General features: G+C 70.3%; 17 protein-coding genes. 11 read left to right on the top strand and 6 right to left on the bottom strand.

Going from position 1 to position 20,606, the window contains the following annotated elements; all coding sequences use genetic code 11:
• Positions 1-88 precede the first annotated feature (88 nt).
• The 4 genes from IE198_RS08055 (at position 89) to ybaK (ending at position 4,153) form a co-directional block, all read left to right on the top strand.
• The gene (locus IE198_RS08055) at positions 89-1,693 is read left to right on the top strand and encodes an oxidoreductase (RefSeq protein WP_189884202.1); all 1,605 of its coding nucleotides are present in this window, start codon (positions 89-91) and stop codon (positions 1,691-1,693) included.
• A gap of 104 nt (positions 1,694-1,797) precedes the next feature.
• Positions 1,798-2,832: a hypothetical protein gene (locus IE198_RS08050; RefSeq protein ID WP_189884200.1), complete on the top strand. Its 1,035-nt coding sequence runs from the start codon at positions 1,798-1,800 to the stop codon at positions 2,830-2,832.
• A 53-nt stretch (positions 2,833-2,885) separates the two neighbouring features.
• Positions 2,886-3,626 carry an LON peptidase substrate-binding domain-containing protein gene (locus IE198_RS08045; protein ID WP_189884198.1) on the top strand — a complete coding sequence of 247 codons (741 nt, stop codon included), beginning with the start codon at positions 2,886-2,888 and terminating at the stop codon, positions 3,624-3,626.
• Positions 3,602-4,153, top strand: coding sequence for a Cys-tRNA(Pro) deacylase (ybaK, locus tag IE198_RS08040; RefSeq protein ID WP_189884196.1), 552 nt, complete (start codon positions 3,602-3,604; stop codon positions 4,151-4,153). Before IE198_RS08045 ends, ybaK begins: the two co-directional genes overlap by 25 nt.
• A 419-nt stretch (positions 4,154-4,572) precedes the next feature.
• On the opposite strand, the gene IE198_RS08035 is transcribed toward ybaK, so the two are convergent.
• The 4 genes from IE198_RS08035 to IE198_RS08020 are packed head-to-tail and all read right to left on the bottom strand — an operon-like array spanning position 4,573 to position 8,369.
• Entirely contained in the window at positions 4,573-5,232 is a 660-nt protein-coding gene (locus IE198_RS08035) for an ABC transporter permease (protein ID WP_189884194.1), read from the bottom strand.
• Positions 5,233-5,266: 34 nt separating this feature from the next.
• Positions 5,267-6,091 (bottom strand): ABC transporter permease, encoded by an 825-nt coding sequence (locus tag IE198_RS08030; RefSeq protein WP_189884192.1) that lies wholly within the window; start codon positions 6,089-6,091, stop codon positions 5,267-5,269.
• Positions 6,088-7,053, bottom strand: a complete 966-nt coding sequence (locus IE198_RS08025) for an ABC transporter ATP-binding protein (RefSeq protein WP_189884407.1) — start codon at positions 7,051-7,053, stop codon at positions 6,088-6,090. The genes IE198_RS08030 and IE198_RS08025 overlap by 4 nt, the downstream gene beginning before the upstream one ends.
• A gap of 29 nt (positions 7,054-7,082) precedes the next feature.
• Positions 7,083-8,369: an NYN domain-containing protein gene (locus tag IE198_RS08020; RefSeq protein ID WP_189884190.1), complete on the bottom strand. Its 1,287-nt coding sequence runs from the start codon at positions 8,367-8,369 to the stop codon at positions 7,083-7,085.
• Between the two features lie 233 nt (positions 8,370-8,602).
• Here IE198_RS08020 and IE198_RS08015 point away from each other — a divergent pair, with 233 nt between their 5' ends.
• On the top strand, positions 8,603-8,776 hold the full coding sequence (locus IE198_RS08015; protein ID WP_189884188.1) for a hypothetical protein: 174 nt from the start codon (positions 8,603-8,605) through the stop codon (positions 8,774-8,776).
• A gap of 103 nt (positions 8,777-8,879) precedes the next feature.
• Here the strand turns inward: IE198_RS08015 and dnaE are convergent, their stop codons facing one another.
• Positions 8,880-12,419, bottom strand: a complete 3,540-nt coding sequence (gene dnaE, locus IE198_RS08010) for a DNA polymerase III subunit alpha (protein ID WP_189884186.1) — start codon at positions 12,417-12,419, stop codon at positions 8,880-8,882.
• 227 nt (positions 12,420-12,646) lie between these two features.
• Between dnaE and IE198_RS08005 the strand changes: the two genes are divergently transcribed.
• The 5 genes from IE198_RS08005 (at position 12,647) to IE198_RS07985 (ending at position 18,684) form a co-directional block, all read left to right on the top strand.
• Positions 12,647-13,972: a DUF2252 domain-containing protein gene (locus IE198_RS08005; RefSeq protein WP_189884184.1), complete on the top strand. Its 1,326-nt coding sequence runs from the start codon at positions 12,647-12,649 to the stop codon at positions 13,970-13,972.
• Between the two features lie 65 nt (positions 13,973-14,037).
• Complete coding sequence (locus tag IE198_RS08000) at positions 14,038-14,727, top strand: hypothetical protein (RefSeq protein ID WP_189884404.1); 690 nt, start codon at positions 14,038-14,040, stop codon at positions 14,725-14,727.
• 56 nt (positions 14,728-14,783) lie between these two features.
• Positions 14,784-15,599, top strand: coding sequence for a DsbA family protein (locus IE198_RS07995; protein ID WP_189884182.1), 816 nt, complete (start codon positions 14,784-14,786; stop codon positions 15,597-15,599).
• A 152-nt stretch (positions 15,600-15,751) separates the two neighbouring features.
• Positions 15,752-17,398 carry an alkaline phosphatase D family protein gene (locus IE198_RS07990; protein ID WP_189884180.1) on the top strand — a complete coding sequence of 549 codons (1,647 nt, stop codon included), beginning with the start codon at positions 15,752-15,754 and terminating at the stop codon, positions 17,396-17,398.
• A gap of 284 nt (positions 17,399-17,682) precedes the next feature.
• On the top strand, positions 17,683-18,684 hold the full coding sequence (locus IE198_RS07985) for a zinc metalloprotease (RefSeq protein WP_229833791.1): 1,002 nt from the start codon (positions 17,683-17,685) through the stop codon (positions 18,682-18,684).
• Positions 18,685-18,754: 70 nt separating this feature from the next.
• Here the strand turns inward: IE198_RS07985 and IE198_RS07980 are convergent, their stop codons facing one another.
• A complete protein-coding gene (locus IE198_RS07980; RefSeq protein ID WP_189884178.1) occupies positions 18,755-19,324 on the bottom strand; it encodes a dienelactone hydrolase family protein in 570 nt (189 codons plus the stop codon).
• A gap of 45 nt (positions 19,325-19,369) precedes the next feature.
• Between IE198_RS07980 and IE198_RS07975 the strand changes: the two genes are divergently transcribed.
• Positions 19,370-20,524 carry a mechanosensitive ion channel family protein gene (locus tag IE198_RS07975; protein ID WP_189884176.1) on the top strand — a complete coding sequence of 385 codons (1,155 nt, stop codon included), beginning with the start codon at positions 19,370-19,372 and terminating at the stop codon, positions 20,522-20,524.
• Positions 20,525-20,606 lie beyond the last annotated feature (82 nt).

The raw sequence follows: 20,606 nt of genomic DNA, 5'->3' as shown, positions 1-20,606 counted from the left end.
TATCTCGGGTTGACCATCACCACTAGCGTTCAGGCCGTCACTCAGCGGGAAGAACAACTGTACGAGCCAACGAAGCGGAGGGGCGGCAGTGACCGAGCCGCTGGACGACGGGCCTCCGGACGGGCTGAGCCCGACCGAGCTGGACATGTGGAACGCCTTCAGGAACGGAAGCACGCACGACCTCAGCGACACGGATCCCCTGCTGAACGATCCCTTCTCGGCCCTCACCTGGGGCCCCGAACGCAGCGTCCGCGCGTCGATCGTGGCCCGGCTGCTGCTGAGCGGTCCTGCCGCACGGCCCGGCCGGGTCGCCGCACTCAAGCTGCGCGGGGTGCAGATCACCGGCACCCTCAAGCTGGCCGGCGGCAGCATCGCCCCCTACGTCGAGCTGCACGGCTGCCGGTTCGAGAACGAGCTGCTGATGCCGGAGGCGCACTTCACCACGGTGCGCATGGTCAGCTGCGCGATCCCGCGGATCGAGGGGGCCAGGCTGCGCACGGAAGGCGATCTCCATCTGCCGCGCTGTCGCGTCGATCACGGAATCCGGCTCACCGACGCCCAGATCGGCACGGACCTGCTGATCAACCAGATCCATGTGCGGCCGGACCGCCGGGGCCGGGCCATCACCGCCGACGGGCTGTCGGTCGCCCAGGACCTTCAGGCCGAACTGATAGAGACCTACGGTGAGTTCAGCCTCCGCGGCGCGAAGGTCGGCGTCTCGCTCAGCCTTCGGGGCAGCCGGCTGCGGGCGGCAGCGGAGCGCCGCGCGCTGAACGCCCCGCAGCTGAGCGTGGAGCGCACCCTCTACATGACGGGTGCCTGGGTGAGTGTGTCCACCGGAAACCAGGGCGCCACTCCCCCGTTCGGCACCTCCACGTCGTACGGCACACCCGAGCGCGGCTCGCGGCTGCAGCCCTTCGAGTGCCACGGCGGCGTCCGGCTCGACGACGGGCGGTTCGGCGACGCCGTGGACCTCCAGCGGGCGCGGTTCGTGCTGAGCCCGCGCGAGGAGCTGTCGCTGCGCCGGATCTCCACCCCCGAACTGCGTTTCAACGCGGAGCGCCCCGAGGAGGGGCGGGTCGTCCTGAACGGCGCCAAGGTCGTGACGCTGATCGACCTGGCGGCGAGCTGGCCCGGCCCCGGCGGCCTCGCGATGGGCGGTTTCGTCTACGAGAACCTGGTGCCGTACGAGGAGTTCCCCCTGTCGCGGCGGTTGGAATGGGTGGCCTCCGCGACGCCGGAGTACTCCCCGGAGCCGTATGAGCGGCTCGCGACCGTGCTGCGCAACAGCGGCGAGGACGCCGACGCCCGGGAGGTGCTGCTGGCGAAGCAGCGCCGCCGCAGGGAGACGCTGCCGCTGGCGGGGAAGCTGTGGGGCTACCTGCAGGACTTGACGGTGGCGTACGGCTACCGGCCCGGCCGGGCGGCACTGTGGATGGCGGTGCTGTGGGCCGCCGGAGCGATCGCCTTCGCACAGGTCGCCCCGCCGCCCATCAAGCCCGACGAGCATCCGGAGTGGAACCCCGCGCTGTACGCCCTGGATCTGCTGGTGCCGGTGATCAATCTGGGCCAGGACGGCCACTGGCGGCTGCAGGGCGGATGGCAATGGGCGGCCGCCGTTCTGGTGCTGCTGGGCTGGATCCTCGCGACCACCGTCGCGGCGGGAGCCAGCCGGCTGCTCCGTCGCGGCTGAGCCATTTTCTTTACCGTCTCTTGGCTTCGGTCGAGACAACCATTCCGTTGCCACCAAAGCTTCACAGGTGTCCCCCTGGCGCGGCGCTCACCTGCGGGTTTTCAATGGTCCGCACCATGTCATTGCTTCGCGCCATGATCCGTACCGCGCGCGTGATCCGTCATACGCCCCGGCTCGCCGACGGCCTCACGCCCGCCGAGGCGGTACTGCTCGACGCCCCCGACGACCGGCTCGGCCCGGCGCTGGTCGCCGCTGCCGTCGGGGAGTACGAACCGGCCGCGAAGCTGCTGGCGACCACACGGGAATCAGCCGAATGGGAGAACCGCGACCGGTACGTCGTGCGGCTCGCGGCCTTCGCCAGGAACCGGGCCGCATGGCTCGGCGACTGGCTCGCCGCCTCCCCCCACGACGCGGACGCCCTCGTCGTCAAGGCCGAGCTCGCGGTACGCAGGGCCTGGGAGTCGCCGGCCCGCCCGGAACTGCTGCGGGAGGTGGGCCCGCTGATCGACGCGGCGGCAGAGGCCGAGCCGGGCGACCCCGTGCCCTGGCGGATCGCGCTCGACCACGCGCGCGGCACGCACGCCACGCACACCGCCTTCGAGTCGCTCTGGGAACGGGCCGTGCGCCGCTCCTCGCACCACTACGGCTGCCATGTGGCGGCGCTCAAATACCTCTCGGCCCAGTGGTACGGCTCGCACAGCGAGTGCTTCGACTTCGCGGAGAAGGCCGCAGAGGACGCCCTGCCCGGCTCGCTGGTCCAGGCGCTGCCGGTGCGGGCGGCCTTCGCCCAGCTGCTCGGCGGGGAGGCGCGGACCTCCGTGCAGGACGACCGGATCGACGCGGCGGCCGACCTCGCGGTCACGCTCTCCGGCGAGTACGGCCCCGGTGACCCGTGGCCCGCCGAGGTGCGCAATCTGCTCGCGTACGTGCTGGTGGCGCGGGGACGCTGGGACGAGGCGCTGGCACAGTTCCGGCTGATCGGCCCGTACGCGACGTCCTTCCCTTGGTCGTCGGTGACCGAGGACCCGCTGGGCCGGTTCCTCCAGACCCGGGACGGCGCACGGATCGAGGTCGCGGCGGCGACACCGCTGCGTGGACGGCTGGGCGCGGCGGCGCTTCCCACTGCGGCCGGACCGTAGAGCGAGCGGGGGGAGAGGACCGGCCCGGTTGCCCGGCCATTACTCTTGCCGCTGTGACCACCGCTCGCCTGCCGCTCTTCCCGCTGAACTCGGTACTGTTCCCGGGCCTTGTGCTGCCGCTGAACATCTTCGAGGAGCGATATCGCGCCATGATGCGCGAGCTGCTGAAGACGGACGAGGAAGAGCCGCGGCGCTTCGCCGTGGTCGCCATCCGGGACGGGCGCGAGGTCGCGCCCGCCGCGCCCGGGATGCCCGACCAGACGGCGGTCGTCGAACGCGGCCCTGCCTCCGGATTCGGCCCCGACCCGATCCAGGCGTTCCACCGGGTGGGCTGCATAGCCGACGCGGCGACCATCCGTGAACGCGGGGACGGCAGCTTCGAGGTGCTCGCCACCGGGACGACCCGCGTCAGGCTCCTGTCCGTCGACGCGAGCGGCCCGTTCCTGACGGCGGAGCTCGAGGAGATCCCGGAGGAACAGGGCGAGGGCGCGGGAACCTTGGCGGAGGGTGTGCTGCGGGCCTTCCGCAGCTATCAGAAGCGCCTGGCGGGGGCACGGGAGCGGTCGCTGTCGACGGGCGCGGAACTCCCCGACGAGCCGTCGGTCGTCTCCTACCTGGTCGCCGCGGCGGCTGTGCTCGACACCCCGGCGAAGCAGCGCCTGCTCCAGGCGCCGGACACGGCGACGCGGCTGCGCGAGGAACTGACGCTGCTGCGCGCGGAGACGGCGGTGCTGCGGCATCTGCCGTCGCTGCCGGCGGTGGATCTGACATGGCGGCCGACGAGCCCCAACTGACGCGAGGAGCCCTGGCCTTGGCGAAGAACGCGGCGAAGAAGGCGAAGAAGCACTCGGGGGGTACGCCCGCGACGGTCGCCCTGACGGCGGCGGGAACGCCGTTCACGCTGCACGCATACGACCACGACCCGGCGACGCCCTCGTACGGCGAGGAGGCCGCGGAGGCGCTCGGCGTCTCCCCCGACCGGGTCTTCAAGACCCTCGTCGCGGACGTCGACGGCGCCCTGACCGTGGCGGTCGTCCCCGTCGCGGGCCGGCTCGACCTGAAGGCCCTCGCGGCGGCGGTAGGCGGCAAGCGGGCGGCCATGGCGGACCCGACGGCGGCGGAGCGCACGACGGGCTACGTCCGCGGCGGCATCTCCCCGCTGGGACAGCGGAGGCTGCTGCCGACGGTGGTGGACGCGTCGGCGTCGGAGCACGAGACGGTGTGTGTGTCGGCGGGGCGCCGGGGCCTGGAGGTCGAGCTTTCCCCGACGGACCTGGTCGCGCTGACCTCCGCGACCCTGTCCCGGATCGCCCGCGTCTAGCTCTGGGGCCACGCCCCCCAGCCCGCCCTTGCCGAAGTCGGCCTCCGGCCCCTGCAGCGGGCGGCCGCGACCGGCAGCACCCGGTCCTTCAGCGGCAGCCCCCGCGGTCGGCCGTTGCGGCGGCGCAGGACCCGTCCGCCACGCTGTGCGCGCGGTGGATCGGGGCTCGGCCCCGCACCCCTCGCCAAACGCGGCGGGGCTGACTTCGCGGAGCGAAATCCAGCCCGTCCGGCGATCGGGGACACCGCGAGCGCGGCGCGGTACGGGGCGGGTCCTGCCCCGATTTCGGGATGGGGTTACCACCCACGCCGCCACCGTAGGGGAGGACGGGAAGGAGGGGAGCAGCCCCGCGCAGCGCACCACGACACCCGCACGTCACACGTGCACGCCCCGGCCCGCGCGCCCCGGCGGGAAAAGCGTCACTGCGTCGGCGGCGCAGCCCAGTCGGGTTCCGGGTCGCGGGGCCCGAACAGCGCCGTCAACCCCAGGTGCACCACCATCGCCGCCACCGACCACGCCAGCAACGCCCCCTTCGCCCCCAGCTCCAGATACGCGTCGAAGGTGACCCCCTCGCCGACCTCCCGCGCATGCGCCACCACGTCCCGCGGCGGGCCGAACCACACGCCGATGCCCCAGCCCAGCAGCGAAGCGAGCAGGCCGCCCACCGCCAGGGCGAGGACCAGCGCCATGCCGCCGCGCCGGCGGAAGAGGAAGACCGCCACCGCGCTCAGCGCACCGAGACCGACCGCCAGCAACACGAACGTGCCGTCGGCGCCGATCGCCGCCTCTCCCTCCGTGTCCTTGAGGAAGACGCCCTCCCTGTTGGAGATCAGCGGCACCCGGGGCGCCAGCCACAGCCACAGCAGGCCCAGTGCCACGCCGGCAAGCGTCACGGCCACCAGGACCAGCGCGGAGTCCCGCAGGTCCTTCCGCAGTTCCGCGGCCGCCGCGGCCTGGTCCTTCGCGGACTCGTGGGCGTACATCGAGGACGGCCCCGGCCCGGCGGGCGGCGCCTGCCAGGGGCTGCTCTCCGGCGAGGAGTCGTGCGGCTGGTGCGGCGGCGTCAGAGGTGCGGTCACCCCGCCATCGTGCCAGGCCTGCCCTGGCGACGCCTCACCGGACCGCCGCCCGCCGGTAGGCCCATGTCGCGACCGCCAGCGAGACGACTCCGACCGCCCCGCACACCGCGAGGTCGAGGCCCACGGCGGCCCAGTCCGGGTGGGCGTCGAAGGTCCGGGCCATGGCCTCGACCCCGTACGTGGAGGGCAACAGATCGCGCGCGTACGAGACGGGCCCGGGCAACCGGTCGGCGGGGAGCACGCCGAGCAGCAGCGCCGCGGACATGCCGAGCTGCCCGCACAGTGTGGCCAGTTCCTGACGAGGCGCCAGCAGTCCGAGGGCCGCGCCCAGCCCGGCGAGGGCCGCACCGGACAGCGGGATGACCGCGGCCAGCACCCACAGATGGGTGAGCGGCAGCTGGAACAGGACGCTGCCCGCGACCGCCGTCACCACCGTGCCCGGCACGGTGAAGGAGGCGTACGCGGCCGCCGCGCCCAGCACCACGGCGGCGGGCGGCACGGGGAGCGTCGCGTAGTGGTCGAGGCCGCCGCCGGCACGCAACTGCCCGAAGTACTGCGCGAGCAGGTTGAGCGCGACGAAGGCGACGACGAGTACGCTCGCGCCGGCGACGACCGCCCGCGCCTCCGTTCCGCCGTCGACGACGCCCCGCATCAGCACCATGATCCCGACGGACTGGAAGGTCGCCACGAACAGCAGCGGGATGCGGGCGACCCGCGCCCGCGACAGCTGCGCCCGGTACACGGCGGCCAGCGCCGGTAGCAGGTGGGCCCTCGGCGCGAGCGGCGCGGCGGTCTCCTCCTCCGCCACCGCTGCGCGTGCGGCGACCGCCGCGGCGGATTCCGCGGACACGATGCTCACGCCTTGACCAGCCCCTTCGTCGCGTTCCCTCCGAGTGCCAAGTAGACGTCCTCCAGGCTCGGCGTGGTCAGTGTGAAGTCGTCGAGCGCGGCGAACGCCGCTCCGCCGGTCACCGCGGCGACCGCCGCCCGCGCCTCCTCCGGCGCGAGCCGCAGGACCCACCGCCGTCCGAACTCCTGTGCAAAGCCGCGGAGGGCTGCGACCTCGGGCACGTCGAGGGGGGCGCGGTCACGCCACATCAGGTCGACCCGTACCTCGCCGGCGACCCGTTCCTTCAGTCCGGAGGGGGTGTCACAGGCGATGACCCGGCCGTGCTCGAGGACGGCGACCCGGTCGAGAACGGTCTCGGCCTCGATGACGTTGTGGGTCACGAGCAGCACCGTCGCGCCGTGCTCGGCGCGGCGCCGGTCGACGGCCGCCCAGACGGCGCGCCGTGCGACGGGGTCCATACCGGAGGTGGGCTCGTCGAGCACCAGCACCGGCCGCTCCCCCACGAGCGTCGCGGCGAAGCAGGCGAGCCGGCGCTGGCCGCCGGACAGTTTCTTCAGGGGACGGGCGGCGAGGCCGGTGAGCCCGAGTTCCTCGAGCACGGCGTCCCGCTCGACGCGCGCCTCGCGCGCGGCCAGTCCGCGCAGCCGTCCGGTGGTTTCTGCGGCGAGGGCGACGGTCAGCTCGTCGAGTGCGGTGGACTCCTGGCCGAGGTAGCCGATGAGCCGGGCGGCGCGCTCCGGGTGGCGTACCAGGTCGTGGCCGAGGACGTGGACGCTGCCCGCGTCGGGGCGCATCAGTCCGGTGAGCTGCCGCACCAGGGTGGACTTGCCCGCGCCGTTGGGTCCGAGCAGGCCGAAGATCTCGCCGCGCCGCACTTCGAGGCTGATCCCGTCGGTGGCACGCACCTCGGGTGTCCCCGGCGTGCCCCGTCTGCCGCGCGCGGCGGGGTACGTCTTGACCAGATCCCGCACCAGGCACACCGTACTCACGAGGTACGAGACTACGGGGTCCGTCCGCCCCGGATGCCCTCGGGCCCCGGGTGCTCTCCCGTCGGGCCGTGCTCGGCGGCCGTCCGTACGTCGATCTCGCGCCAGAATCCCGCCCGGATCGCGTACCGGTCGTGTTCGTCGATCTGGTCGTCCTTGTGGGCCAGGAGTCCGAAGCGGGCGGCGTAGCGGAGCAGTTCTCCGTCGATGCGGTGCGGGATGCGCGGGTACAGGGTGGACAGCTTGTGCAGATGGCCGTTCTCCGGCAACCGCTCCATCCAGCGCCGTGCGAAGACCTGGCCGACCTCGAACGGGTCGCCGCCGACGGTGGTGATGTCCTCCTCGCGGTCGGCCCAGCGCTGTTCGGCGCTGGTGAGCTGGGCCAGGGTCGGCAGGGAGGCGGTCTCCGGAGGCTCGCCCAGCGTTCCGCCGCCGGGCCGTTCGATCCAGCCCTTGTCGGAGGACCAGCGCAGCGTGGCGCTCGGCGGGTGGGGCACGGCGGCCGGCGCGGGGTGGTGGCCGTGGGCGCGCAGGCCGGCGAGGTCCTTGGGGGTGGGCACGCCCTTGGTGGGGACGGGCGCGGGCTCCGTGCCGTTCTCCGTGGGCTCGGTCCTGGCGGCGCCTCGTACGGCGTCCTCGGCGCGCTCGGCGGCCGCGGCGAGCGCGGACTCGGGCAGGGGCGCCGACAGGATGGCCGCGATCTCGGGCCGGGGCACCGGCGGGGGCGCGCAGATGCCGGTGAGTTCCTTGGCCTGCACGGCCCGGGTGATCCACATCCGGTCCAGCACCCGGCGTTCGTCGGCCTCGGCGACGAGGTCCTCCGACTGGTTGTAGTCGCCGTCCGCGGCCTGCACGGCCCAGAGGTGGACGGCGACGCCGTGTTCCTTGGCGGACATCAGGCCGGGCAGCAGGTCGCCGTCGCCGGTCACCAGCACCACGTCGGAGCAGGCCCGGTTCCTGGCCAGTTCGGTGAGTTCCGCGTGCATCGCGGCGTCGACGCCCTTCTGTGCCCAGCGGCCGTCGCTGCGGGTCAGAGCGCCGAGCCGGACGGTTACGCGGGGCATCACGCGCAGCCGGCGGTGCTCGGGCTGGGGGACGCGGTCGGGGGCGCCGTCGAACCAGTAGATGCGGAGCAGGGGCCGCTGGGTGTCGGCTTCGGCGAGTTCGCGAAGGCCCTGGATGAGGGCGGCATGGTCGACGGTGATCCGCGATCGCGCGGGCTCTCCGGCGAGAAGGCTGGCAGCAGCGCCCAGCAGGTAGCCGGCGTCCACCAGGACGACGCAGCGGTCCACGCGTACCACCCTCTTTCACGAGCTCAACGGTGCGTCGGATCGGGGATTGTTCCGGCTTTCCATCGAGTCTGCCCGACCACGGGAGGGTTAACGGCCGGAACTCGATCATCGGCGTGGCGGATCGGATCCGTACCTCTGTACCCCGGGCGATTACGGTCCGCGATGATCCAAAATGCGACGGTTATACGCTTATGTGAGTCTGGTCGCGGCCCTGGCCCCTACACCCCAACAGGAGGCACCCCATGGCCAAGAACAAGAAGCAGGATCGTGCTCAGAACCAGTCCTCTGCCGCCGAGCGCGGCGCCCAGCAGGCTCGCAGCTCCTCGATGGAGGCGCAGGCCGAGCAGCGGGCGCAGGCGGTCACTCCGTCCGATGTGGCCCACAAGGGCCGGCAGAAGCGCTTCGGCCACAACTGACCGGCCGGCCTTGACGCATGACGCGTAACACCTGACGCCAGAAGGGGCGCTCCCGTGACGACGGGAGCGCCCCTTCTGCGTGCGTGGCCTTACGCGGGCACGGTCAGCCGGCCAGACAGGACGGGCCGAGCAGCACCTTGAGGTCGCCGAAGAGCGCGGGGTCGGGCTGCACCCGGTGCCGGTCGAGCCGCAGGACCGTGGTCTTGCGGGGGCCCTGGAGCTTGATCCGGACCTCGGTGTTGCCCTTGTGGTGGCTGAGGATCTCGCCGAGCCGGCTGACCATGGGCGGGGTGACCTTGACCGTCGGGATGGTCACCACCACCGGCGCGTTGGTGCCCGCCGAGGACAGGTCGGGAACCATCAGCTCCATCGCGACCAGCCGCGGAACGTCCTCGCGCTTGTCGAGCCGGCCCTTGACGAACACCACGGTGTCCTCGACGAGCTGGGTGGAGACGAGCTGGTACGTCGCCGGGAAGAACATGCACTCGATGGAGCCGGCCAGGTCCTCGACGGTGGCGATCGCCCAGGCATTGCCCTGCTTGGTCATCTTGCGCTGCAGGCCTGAGATGATGCCGCCGATGGTGACGACCGCGCCGTCCGCGTGCTCTCCGCCGGTGAGCTGGGAGATCGCGGCGTCCGTCTTGTCGGACAGGACGTGCTCGATACCGAAGAGCGGGTGGTCGGAGACGTACAGGCCGAGCATCTCGCGCTCCTGCGCCAGCAGATACGACTTCTCCCACTCGACGTCGGAGAATTCGACGTCGAGTCCGAAGCCCGGCTCGTCGCTCGCCTCGTCGCCCATGCCGCCGAAGAGGTCGAACTGCCCCTCGGCCTCCTTGCGCTTGACCGCGACCACGTTGTCGATCATCGACTCGTGATGGGCGACGAGGCCCTTGCGGGTGTGGCCCATCTCGTCGAAGGCGCCGGCCTTGATGAGGGACTCGATGGTGCGCTTGTTGCAGACGACGGCCTCGACCTTGTCGAGGAAGTCGGGGAAGGAGCTGTACTTCCCCTTCGCCTTACGGGACTTGATGATGGACTCGACGACGTTCTGTCCGACGTTGCGCACGGCGGTGAGGCCGAAGAGGATCACATCGTCGCCCTGAGCGGCGAAGTTCGACATGGACTCGTTGACGTTGGGCGGGAGGACCTTGATGCCCATGCGCCGGCACTCGTTCAGATAGACGGCCGACTTGTCCTTGTCGTCCTTGACCGAGGTGAGCAGCGCCGCCATGTACTCCGCGGGGTGGTTCGCCTTGAGGTACGCCGTCCAGTAGGAGACCAGGCCGTACGCGGCGGAGTGCGCCTTGTTGAATGCGTATCCGGCGAAGGGGACCAGTACGTCCCACAGGGCCTGGATGGCCTCGTCGCTGTAGCCCTTCTCGCGGGCGCCCTTTTGGAAGAGGACGAAGTTCTTCGCCAGTTCGTCGGGCTTCTTCTTGCCCATCACGCGACGGAGGATGTCGGCCTCGCCGAGCGAGTACCCGGCGATGATCTGGGCGGCCTTCTGGACCTGCTCCTGATAGACGATCAGGCCGTAGGTGACGTCCAGGACCTCCCTGAGCGGCTCCTCCAGCTCCTTGTGGATCGGCGTGATCTCCTGCTGCTTGTTCTTGCGCAGGGCGTAGTTGGTGTGCGAGTTCATGCCCATCGGGCCCGGGCGGTAGAGCGCGGACACGGCGGAGATGTCTTCGAAGTTGTCGGGCTTCATCAGCCGCAGCAGGGAGCGCATGGGCCCGCCGTCGAACTGGAAGACGCCGAGGGTGTCGCCACGCTGCAGCAGTTCGAAGGTCTTGGGGTCGTCGAGCGGGAGGGCGAGCATCTCCAGGTCGATGCCCTTGTTGGACTTCACCATCTTGATGGCGTCGTCCATGATCGTGAGGTTGCGCAGACCCAGGAAGTCCATCTTCAGCAGGCCGAGCGACTCGCACTGCGGGTAGTCCCACTGGGTGATGGTCACACCGTCGGTGTGCCTGACCCACACAGGGACATGCTCGGTGATGGTCTCGCTGGACATGATCACGCCGGCTGCGTGCACACCCATCTGCCGGACCAGACCCTCGACGCCCTTGGCGGTGTCGATGACCTTCTTGACGTCCGGCTCGTTCTCGTACATCGCGCGGATCTCGCCGGCCTCGCTGTAGCGCGGGTGGGAGGGATCGGTGATGCCGTTGAGGTCGATGCCCTTGCCGAGGACGTCGGCGGGCATGGCCTTGGTGAGCCGGTCGCCCATCGCGTACGGATAGCCGAGCACGCGGGCGGAGTCCTTGATCGCGTTCTTCGCCTTGATCTTGCCGTACGTGCCGATCATGGCGACCTTGTCGGCGCCGTACTTCTCGGTCACGTATCTGATCACCTCGACGCGCCTGCGCTCGTCGAAGTCGATGTCGACATCGGGCATGGAGACGCGCTCGGGGTTGAGGAACCGCTCGAAGATCAGACCGTGCGGGATCGGGTCGAGGTCGGTGATGCCCATGGCGTAGGCGACGATCGAACCGGCCGCGGAACCACGGCCGGGGCCCACCGCGATGCCCTGGTTCTTGGCCCACATGATGAAGTCGGCGACGACGAGGAAGTACCCCGGGAACCCCATCTGGATGATGACGTCCATCTCGTACTCGACCTGCTTCTGGCGGTCCTCGGGGATGCCGCCCGGATAGCGGCGCTCCATGCCGCGCCGGACCTCCTCCTGGAACCAGGTCACCTCGGTGTACCCGTCGGGGATGTCGAACTTCGGCATCAGGTCGCGCTTCTCGAACATCCCCTCCGTCTCGATCTGCTGGGCGACCAGGAGGGTGTTGCGGCAGCCCTCCTGCCAGGCGTCGGAGGAGTCGATCGCGTACATCTCGTCGGTCGACTTGAGGTAGTAGCCGGTGCCGTCGAACTTGAAGCGGTCGGGATCGGAGAGGTTCTTGCCGGTCTGGATGCACAGCAGCGCGTCGTGGGCGGGGGCCTCGTGCGCATACGTGTAGTGGGAGTCGTTGGTCACCAGCGGCGGGATGCCGAGCTTCTTGCCGATCTCCAGCAGGCCGTCACGGACGCGGCGCTCGATTTCGATGCCGTGGTCCATCAGCTCCAGGAAATACCGGTCCTTGCCGAAGATGTCCTGGTATTCGGAGGCGGACTTCAGGGCCTCGTCGAACTGCCCCAGACGCAGCCGGGTCTGCAGCTCACCGGAGGGGCAGCCGGTGGAGGCGATCAGTCCCTCCGACCACTGCGCGATGGTCTCCTTGTCCATCCGGGGCCACTTCTGCAGCCAGCCCTCCGCATACGCGTCGGACGAGAGCCGGAAGAGGTTGTGCAGACCCGTCGCGTTCGCCGCCCAGATGGTCTTGTGGGTGTAACCACCGGAACCGGAGACGTCGTCCCGCTTCTGGTGCGGCTGACCCCACTGGATCTTGCGCTTGTTGCGCCGGGACTCGGGCGCGACATACGCCTCGATGCCGATGATGGGGGTGACCCCGGCCTTCTGCGCGGAGTGGAAGAAGTCGTACGCCCCGTGGAGATTTCCGTGGTCGGACATGGCGATATGGGTCATGCCCATCTCGTTGCACGCGTTGAACATGTCCTTGAGCCGCGCAGCACCGTCCAGCAGCGAGTACTGGGTGTGGACGTGAAGGTGCGTGAAGGGCGGCTTGGTCACGGCGACGGGCCTCCGAAGAACAGTGGGCGACAGGCTGCGGGCAGTCCGGGGGGACAGCCTGGAAGTCTACGTCGCCGGACTGACAGCCCGATGGAAACGCTGCGGGGCGACGCCCCTCTTACGAGGGGTGGCCGTCGGGTTGACGGGTGGGCACTCCTGCGTACCTTCATGCGTTGGACGGGGCGGAAACGCCGTCCCCATTGCCATGCACCAGGAGGCACCCCGCGATGCCGGTCCCGCAGCCCACCGCCGAGCAGCGCGGCGAGGAGATCCTCGCCGTCTTCGACACCGCCTTCGGCGAGCTCCTGGCCGCCGACCCGGCCGCCTTCCGGGTCAAGTTCCGCAAGATGGCGGCCTCGGCGTTCGCCTTCTACCGGGGCACGGCATGCCTGTTCTACAACGACCTGGAGCGGGAGCAGCTCGCCGGCCCCTACCTGGACGAGCGCACGGGCCGGGTGTGGATCCACGGCGATCTCCACGCGGAGAACTTCGGCACCTACATGGACGCCAACGGCCGGCTGATCTTCAACGTCAACGACTTCGACGAGGCCTATGTGGGCCCCTTCACCTGGGACCTCAAGAGGCTCGCCGCATCGCTGGCCCTGCTCGGCTACACCAAGGCGCTCAGCGACGACCGGATCACCGAGCTGGTGCGGATCTGCGCGACCGCCTACCGGGAGCGCATCCACGCGCTGGCGACCGGGGCCAAGGACGACGACGTGCCGCCCTTCACCCTGGACACGGCGGACGGGCCGCTGCTCGGGGCGCTGCGAATGGCGCGCTCGCTGACCCGGTTCTCGCTGCTGGACTCGATGACGGAGATCCGCGACTTCGAACGCCGGTTCGCCTCGGGCGGGGGTTCCATCGAGCTGGACGCGGCCACCCGGTACAAGGTGCTGGCCGCCTTCGACGGCTACCTGGAGACCCTGCCCGAGTCCAGCCTGGCCCGCCCCGACTCCTACCGGGTCAAGGACGTCGTGGGCCGGCGCGGCATCGGCATCGGCTCGGCCGGCCTGCCGTCGTACAACATCCTGCTGGAGGGCAACAGCGACGCCCTCGAGAACGATGTCGTGATCTACATGAAGCAGGCACAGACACCCGCGGTCTCCCGGCACATCACCGACCCGGAGGTCCGCGGCTACTTCCAGCACGAAGGGCATCGCACGGTGATCTCCCAGCGCGCCCTCCAGGACCACGCCGACCCCTGGCTCGGCTGGACCGAGCTCGACGGCTCCGGTCAGCTGGTCGCCGAGGTCTCTCCGTACGCGGTGGACCTGGACTGGTCCGACATCGACGACGTGGAGGAGATCGCGGCCGTCGTGGCCGACCTCGGCCGGGCCACGGCGACCATGCACGCCGCCGCGGACGACGAGAGCGGGCACTCCCTGGTGCCGTTCTCCACCGAGCGGGCCATCGACGCGGCGATCGCCGCCGACGAGGAGGGCTTCGGCGAACTGCTCGTGGACTTCGCGCACGGCTACGGGGCCAGGGCCCGGGCCGACCACCAGATCTTCGTGGACCTGTTCCGCAACGGCCGTATCCCGGGCCTGTAGGACCCCCTGACCTCGGCGGACGCCTTTAAGGGGCTCTTAGGAAACGCATGGCACACTCGGCTGCGATGGACATCTCCGGAATGCAGCTCAGAGGGCTGCGGGCAGCGATCTTCACGGCACTGGTCGTGACGTTGTCCGCCGCCTCCCATGTGCTGCTGTCCCGGGCCCCGCTTCCGCTGACCACGGTCGCCGCGCTCGCCGCCGCCGTGTTCACGGTGGCCTTCGCCTTGTCCGGCAAGGAGCGCGGGTTCTGGCGCATCGCCGGGCTGCTGATCCCGCTGGAGCTGGCCGCGGACACCGTCTTCACCACCGGACAGCACGTCTGTTACGGCCCCGCGGGCGGCCCGGTCGCCGGTTCGCTGCGTACCTTCGGCTTCGACGTGCTGTGCGGCGGCGAGGTCGGCGCGGCACTGCCGGGTACGGCACTGCCCGTGGACGAGCAGGGGCTCGCGGCCCTGCTGCGCACCGCCGACCCGGCCCAGCCGTGGCTGCTGCTTGCCGCCCATGTCGGCGTCGGTCTGCTCGCCGCGGCCTGGCTGCGGCGCGGCGAGTCCGCGGTGGCCGGGCTGCTGCGCACGGTCGGCGACTTCGCCTTCCGGCCGCTGCTGCTGGCCGTCGCCACCGTGCACGCACCTGGTCCCGGGCGGCGGGGCCCGTGCCCGCGGCCGTACACGCCCCGCACCGCGCGCACCCGGCTGCTGGTGCACTCCGTGGGACGGAGGGGACCCCCGCGTTCCGTCGCGCTCTGCGCCTGAACCGAGATCCCTCTTTTCGTACGTCCCCCATGTGTCCCCACACGGAGTGAATGATCATGAGCAAGCGCAACAGCCAGGCCAACAAGGCGGCGGCCCGCGAGCGGCTGCGCCAGGAGCGTGAGCGCCAGGCCAAGAAGGACAAGGTCCGCAGGCAGCTGACGGTCGCGGGTACGGCCGTCGTGGTGCTCGCGATCGCCGGCGGCATCGGATACGGCATCCTGCAGGCCAACAAGCCGGGCCACTGGGAGGCGGTGGCCGAACAGTCGGACGTCACCGCGCCGAAGAACACGGCCGGTGAGAACGGCACGACGGTCTCAATCGGCAAGGACAGTGCGAAGAAGACGCTGGAGCTGTACGAGGACTCCCGCTGCCCGGTCTGCGCGACCTTCGAGCAGGCGGTCGGCGAGACGGTCGAGAAGGACGTCGACGCCGGCAAGTACAGGATCAGGTACGTCGGTGCCACCTTCATCGACGACGCCACCAACGGCGAGGGCTCCAAGAACGCGCTCAGCGCGCTCGGCGCGGCGCTGAACGTGAGCCCCGACGCATTCCTCGCGTACAAGTCGGCGCTGTACTCGGCCGAGTTCCACCCGGAGGAGAACGACGACAAGTTCGCCAAGGACTCCTATCTGCTGCAGGTCGCCGACTCGGTGCCCGCGCTCAAGGGCAACGAGGAGTTCAAGAAGAACGTCGAGGACGGGACGTTCGACGCCTGGGCGATGAAGATGTCGCAGACGTTCGACAAGAGCGGGGTCAAGGGCACCCCGACCCTGAGGATGGACGGCAAGAACGTGACCGCGAAGGGCAGCGACAACGCGCCCATGACGGTCCAGGAGTTCACCGCGGCGATCGACAAGGCGCTGGGGGGCTGACCCGTCTCCTGATCGCTGGTCACTGATCCGCGCGCTCCGGGCTGCCACCAGCAGACCGGAGGGAAACACCCCGGTTGACCGCTCCGGATGGGCGGGCGAACTTTCTCCGTTCGCCCGCCCTTTCGACGTACTGATCAGTAATCTGATCGGCCGTGACCAGTCGATTTTCCTCAACCCCCAGTCGCCGCACGGTCGTCAAGGCCGCTGCCGCCACTGCCGTCGCCGTGCCCGTCCTCGCGGCGGCCGCCTCCCCCGCCACCGCCGCGGAACAGGCTCCCGCGTTCCTCCACGGCACCGCCTCCGGCGACCCGCTGCCCGACGGCGTACTGCTGTGGACCCGTGTCACCCCGAGCCCCGACGCCCTGCCGGGTTCCGGCCTGGGCGCCGAGACGGAGGTGGCCTGGGAGGTCGCCGAGGACAAGGACTTCGCCCGGATCGTGGCCCGTGGCACCACCACCTCGAAGACCGCCTCCGACCACACCGTGAAGGTGGACGTACGCGGCCTGCGCCCCGGCACCTCCTACTGGTACCGCTTCACCGCGGGCGCCACCGTCTCGCCCGCGGGGCGCACGCGCACCGCCCCTGCCGCGGACGCGGCCACTCCCGGGGTGCGTTTCGGCGTGGTGTCCTGTGCCAACTGGGAGGCCGGCTGGTTCTCCGCGTACCGTCATCTGGCCGCGCGCAGCGACCTCGACGCGGTGCTGCATCTCGGCGACTACATCTACGAGTACGCGACCGGCGGCTACCCGGAAAAGGAGTACGCCGTACGGCAGCACGAGCCGGGACACGAGATCGTGACGCTCGCCGACTACCGGCTGCGGCACGCCACCTACAAGACGGACCCCGATCTGCAGGCGCTGCATGCCGCGCACCCGCTGATCGCGATATGGGACGACCACGAGTTCGCCAACGACGCGTGGACCGGCGGCGCGGAGAACCACACGCCCGGCGCCGAGGGCGAGTGGGCGGCCCGGGTCGCGGCGGCCAAGCAGGCCTACTTCGAGTGGATGCCGGTCCGCGCGTCCACCGAGGGCACGGTCTACCGCCGACTGCGGTTCGGCAAGCTGGCGGATCTGCATCTGCTGGATCTGCGCTCGTTCCGCTCGCAGCAGACACGCATCGGCAACGGTGACGTGGACGACCCGGACCGCACACTCACCGGCCGGGCGCAGCTGGACTGGCTGAAGGCGGGCCTCGCGGCGTCCGATGCGTCCTGGCAACTGGTCGGTACCTCGGTGATGGTCTCGCCGGTCGCCTTCGGCTCCCTTCCCGCCCATCTGCTGGAGCCGATCGCCGAGTTGACGGGGCTGCCCAAGGAAGGGCTGGCGGTCAACGTGGACCAGTGGGACGGCTACACGGACGACCGCCGGGAGCTGCTGGCGCATCTGACGCAGCGCGGTATCGAGAACACCGTCTTCCTCACCGGCGACATCCACATGGCGTGGGCGAACGACGTCCCGGTCAGGGCTGCGACATATCCACTCTCCCCTTCGGCGGCGACCGAGTTCGTCGTGACGTCGGTGAGCTCCGACAACCTGGACGACCTCCTCCATGTCGCCCCGGGCACCGTCTCGCTGGTCGCCTCGGCCGCGGTGCGGGCCGCCAACCGCCATGTGAAGTGGGTCGACATGGACGCGCACGGATACGGCGTCCTGGACGTCACCGCCGAGCGCTCCCAGATGGACTACTACACGATCTCCGACCGGACGAAGCAGGACGCATCGTCGTCGTGGTCCCGGTCCTACCGGACCCTCAGCGGAACGCAGAAGGTCGAGCGGGTGAACCAGCCAGTGCGCTAGGGGCTATTTTCGGCCATACGCCGATGCGTTAACAGAAGATCACATCACTACGACGGGTGGCGCGTTCCGCACCATGAATGCGGACACACCACCCGTCGTCGTCACTGCATTCGTTACGTGCAGATCTCAACCCTCGGACATGACCGAAACCTTTCTCCCCGATGTCCGCAATCACCCATGGATCGATTGGGCTTGAACGATCCTCTTCAAGATCTGACATGCACCCGTAATCTCCCCGCGGTGGCCAGTAAAGGCCCCCTCACAACCCCCCGCGAGGAGACGTAATGCGTGCTCTTGCCCGTATATCCCCCCGACTGCGCCACCGCGCAATCGGTACGGCGATCATGGCCGGAACCCTGGCCCTCGCCCCGTTCTCCACCCCCGGCAGCGTCGCCGCTCCGAAGGCGTCCGTGTCTGCCGCGTCCTTGGCCGACGAGTGCGCCGAGCAGGACGCGCACGCGAGCGCCACGGCCCGTGAGACCCGGCCCGGCGCCGGCCACGCCCATGAGCCGAACGAGATCTCCGAGACCAAGGCCAAGGCCATGGACGCGGACCTGAGGAAGAGACTCGAAGCTGCCCGTACGAGCGGACGCGGCTTCTCCGCCACCGCCGCGACCACGATCCCGGTCTACTTCCACGTCATCCACGACGGGGAGACCGGCAAGCTCACGAGCAGCCAGATCGACAGCCAGCTCGCCGTCCTGAACGCGGCCTACGCCGGCCAGGGCACCGGCAACGTCGACTCCGGCTTCCAGTTCACCCTGGCCGGCACCGACTACACGAACAACGCGTCCTGGTACAACCTGAACTCCGGCTCCACCGCGGAGAAGGAGATGAAGTCCACCCTCCGCCAAGGCGGCGCGAACGCGCTCAACTTCTACACCGCCAAACTCGGCGGCGGCCTGCTCGGCTGGGCGACCTTCCCGTCCTCGTACCGGTCGAACCCGTCCATGGACGGCGTGGTCGTGCTCGACGCCTCGCTGCCCGGCGGCACCGCCACCAACTACGCCGAGGGCGACACCGCCACCCACGAGGTCGGCCACTGGATGGGGCTGTACCACACCTTCCAGGGCGGCTGTAACGGCAACGGCGACTACGTCACCGACACGCCGGCCGAGAAGAGCCCCGCGTACGCCTGCCCGACCGGCCGCGACACCTGCGCCAGCAAGACCGGTGTGGACCCGATCCACAATTTCATGGACTACACGTACGACGCGTGCATGTACCAGTTCACCTCCGGCCAGGTGCAGCGGATGAAGGACCACTGGACCGCCTACCGCGCCTGACCCACCCGACCGGTCCGCCCGGCGCGCCTCGTGCGTGCCGGGCGGACCGCCGCGTTCCGCCCCGGCTTCCTCAGAGCGTCTCGAGGAACCCGAGTGCCGCGCGCCAGGCCTGCTCGGCCGACATCTCGTCGTAGTCCGGCAGACCGGGATCGGTGAACAGATGCCCGGCCCCTGGATAGCGGTGCACCTCGACGTCCGCGCCCGCCCGCTGCATCCGCAGGTACCACGTGTTCAGCCAGTCGTCGGTCTCGAAGGGATCGGGACTGGCGACATGCAGTTGTACGGGCAGGTCGTCGATGCTCGCCCCCTCGGCGATGTCCGACGTGCCGTGCAGGAGCAGCAGCCCGCGCGCCTTCTCGTCGGCGAGCGCCAGATTCTGCGCGAGCGCCCCGCCGAGCGAGAACCCCGCGTACACCAGCCCCTGGTCGGAGTACGGTGCGGCAGCGTGGACCGCCCGCCGCAGCAACTCGTCCTTGCCGATCCTCTCCCCGAGCTCCCGGCCCTGTTCGACGGTCTCGGCGGTTTGTCCTTCGAAAAGGTCGGGCACGCGAACCTCGTGCCCGGCGGCACGTAGCCGGTCCGCGGCCGCGTGCACCGCCGGTCGCAGACCGAAGGCCGAATGGAACAGGATGATGTTCATCCGGCCATCCTGCCAGCCGCCTTCGCCACCAGGAGTCAAGAAGACATGGAGAACATACTGCGCCCGTTGGCCGTCATCGGCGGAGCCGTCCTGCTGGCCCTGGCGCTCGGCTGGGCCGTCGACCGGCTGCTGCGCCGCGTCGACGAACGCCACCCGGAGACGCCGCTGTGGGACATGCTGCGCAGGTGCCGTCTGCCGTTCCAACTCGTGCTGCTCGGGGCGCTGCTGAGGGGGGCGTACCGCGAGACGCACTGGTCGCTCGTCGAGCGGCACGAGGCGGGCATCGGCCATGTGCTGTCGCTGGTTCTGATCGGCGCGAGCGCCTGGCTGGTGACGCGGATCGTCTCCGCCGTCGTCGAGTCCTCGTACACCCGTTACGCGACCTCCACCCGCGACCCCGCGCGGGTCCGCCGGGTGCGGACCCAGATCACGCTGATCATGCGGATCGTCACGGCGATCGTCGCGGTCGTGGCGGTCGCGGCGATGCTGCTGACATTCCCCGGCATGGAGAAGTTCGGTGCCTCGATGCTGGCCTCCGCGGGCATCATCGGCATCGTCGCCGGTGTGGCCGCCCAGTCCACCCTCGGCAATCTCTTCGCCGGCTTCCAGATCGCCTTCGGCGACATGGTACGGATCGGTGACACCGTGGTGGTCGACGGCGAGTGGGGCGTGGTCGAGGAGGTGACGCTCACCTTCCTCGCCGTACGGACCTGGGACGAACGCCGCATCACGATGCCGGTGTCGTACTTCACCAGCAAGCCGTTCGAGAACTGGTCGCGCGGCGGCGTCCAGATGACCGGCACGGTCTACCTGCAGCTCGACCACTCGGCGCCCGTCGCGCTGATGCGCGAGAAGCTCCAGGAGATCCTCGAGGACTGCAAGGCCTTTGACGGCAGGGACTGGAGCCTGGCCGTCACGGACAGCACGCCGAGCACCATCGAGGTACGGGTGGTCGTTACCGCGAAGGACGCGGACGACATCTGGACGGCGCGGTGCACGGTGCGTGAGCAGATGATCGCCTGGCTGTGCGAGAAGCACCCGTACGCGCTGCCGCGGATCGCGACGGCGGCGGCGCCGCTGCGGCCGGACGGCCAGTGGCCGGTGCGCGAGGTGGCGCCGCGGGCGGAGGAGATCCACAGCAACAACGCGGGCGACTACACGCCGGACGCGAACGGCGCTCCGCGCACCGGCCGCGGCTGACGCGCCACCGCCGCCCAGCGCCGGCAACGGTCCGGAAGCCGCCCGGGCCGCGCTGTTGCCGCGAGGGTGCCGCGCATCCTGA

Source organism: Streptomyces xantholiticus (genome assembly GCF_014651015.1).
Taxonomy (GTDB): Bacteria; Actinomycetota; Actinomycetes; order Streptomycetales; family Streptomycetaceae; genus Streptomyces; species Streptomyces xantholiticus.
Note: the sequence above shows the minus strand (reverse complement) of the source record. Positions and strands in the feature narration are given on the sequence as shown.

Excerpts from the sequence above, each read along its gene's own strand:
- IE198_RS08050 (WP_189884200.1), top strand. The coding sequence starts at position 1,798 with ATGGTCCGCACCATGTCATTGCTTCGCGCCATGATCCGTACCGCGCGC.
- ybaK (WP_189884196.1), top strand. The coding sequence starts at position 3,602 with ATGGCGGCCGACGAGCCCCAACTGACGCGAGGAGCCCTGGCCTTGGCG.
- IE198_RS08015 (WP_189884188.1), top strand. The coding sequence starts at position 8,603 with ATGGCCAAGAACAAGAAGCAGGATCGTGCTCAGAACCAGTCCTCTGCC.
- IE198_RS08005 (WP_189884184.1), top strand. The coding sequence starts at position 12,647 with ATGCCGGTCCCGCAGCCCACCGCCGAGCAGCGCGGCGAGGAGATCCTC.
- IE198_RS08000 (WP_189884404.1), top strand. The coding sequence starts at position 14,038 with ATGGACATCTCCGGAATGCAGCTCAGAGGGCTGCGGGCAGCGATCTTC.
- IE198_RS07995 (WP_189884182.1), top strand. The coding sequence starts at position 14,784 with ATGAGCAAGCGCAACAGCCAGGCCAACAAGGCGGCGGCCCGCGAGCGG.
- IE198_RS07985 (WP_229833791.1), top strand. The coding sequence starts at position 17,683 with ATGCGTGCTCTTGCCCGTATATCCCCCCGACTGCGCCACCGCGCAATC.
- IE198_RS07980 (WP_189884178.1), bottom strand. The coding sequence starts at position 19,324 with ATGAACATCATCCTGTTCCATTCGGCCTTCGGTCTGCGACCGGCGGTG.
- IE198_RS07975 (WP_189884176.1), top strand. The coding sequence starts at position 19,370 with ATGGAGAACATACTGCGCCCGTTGGCCGTCATCGGCGGAGCCGTCCTG.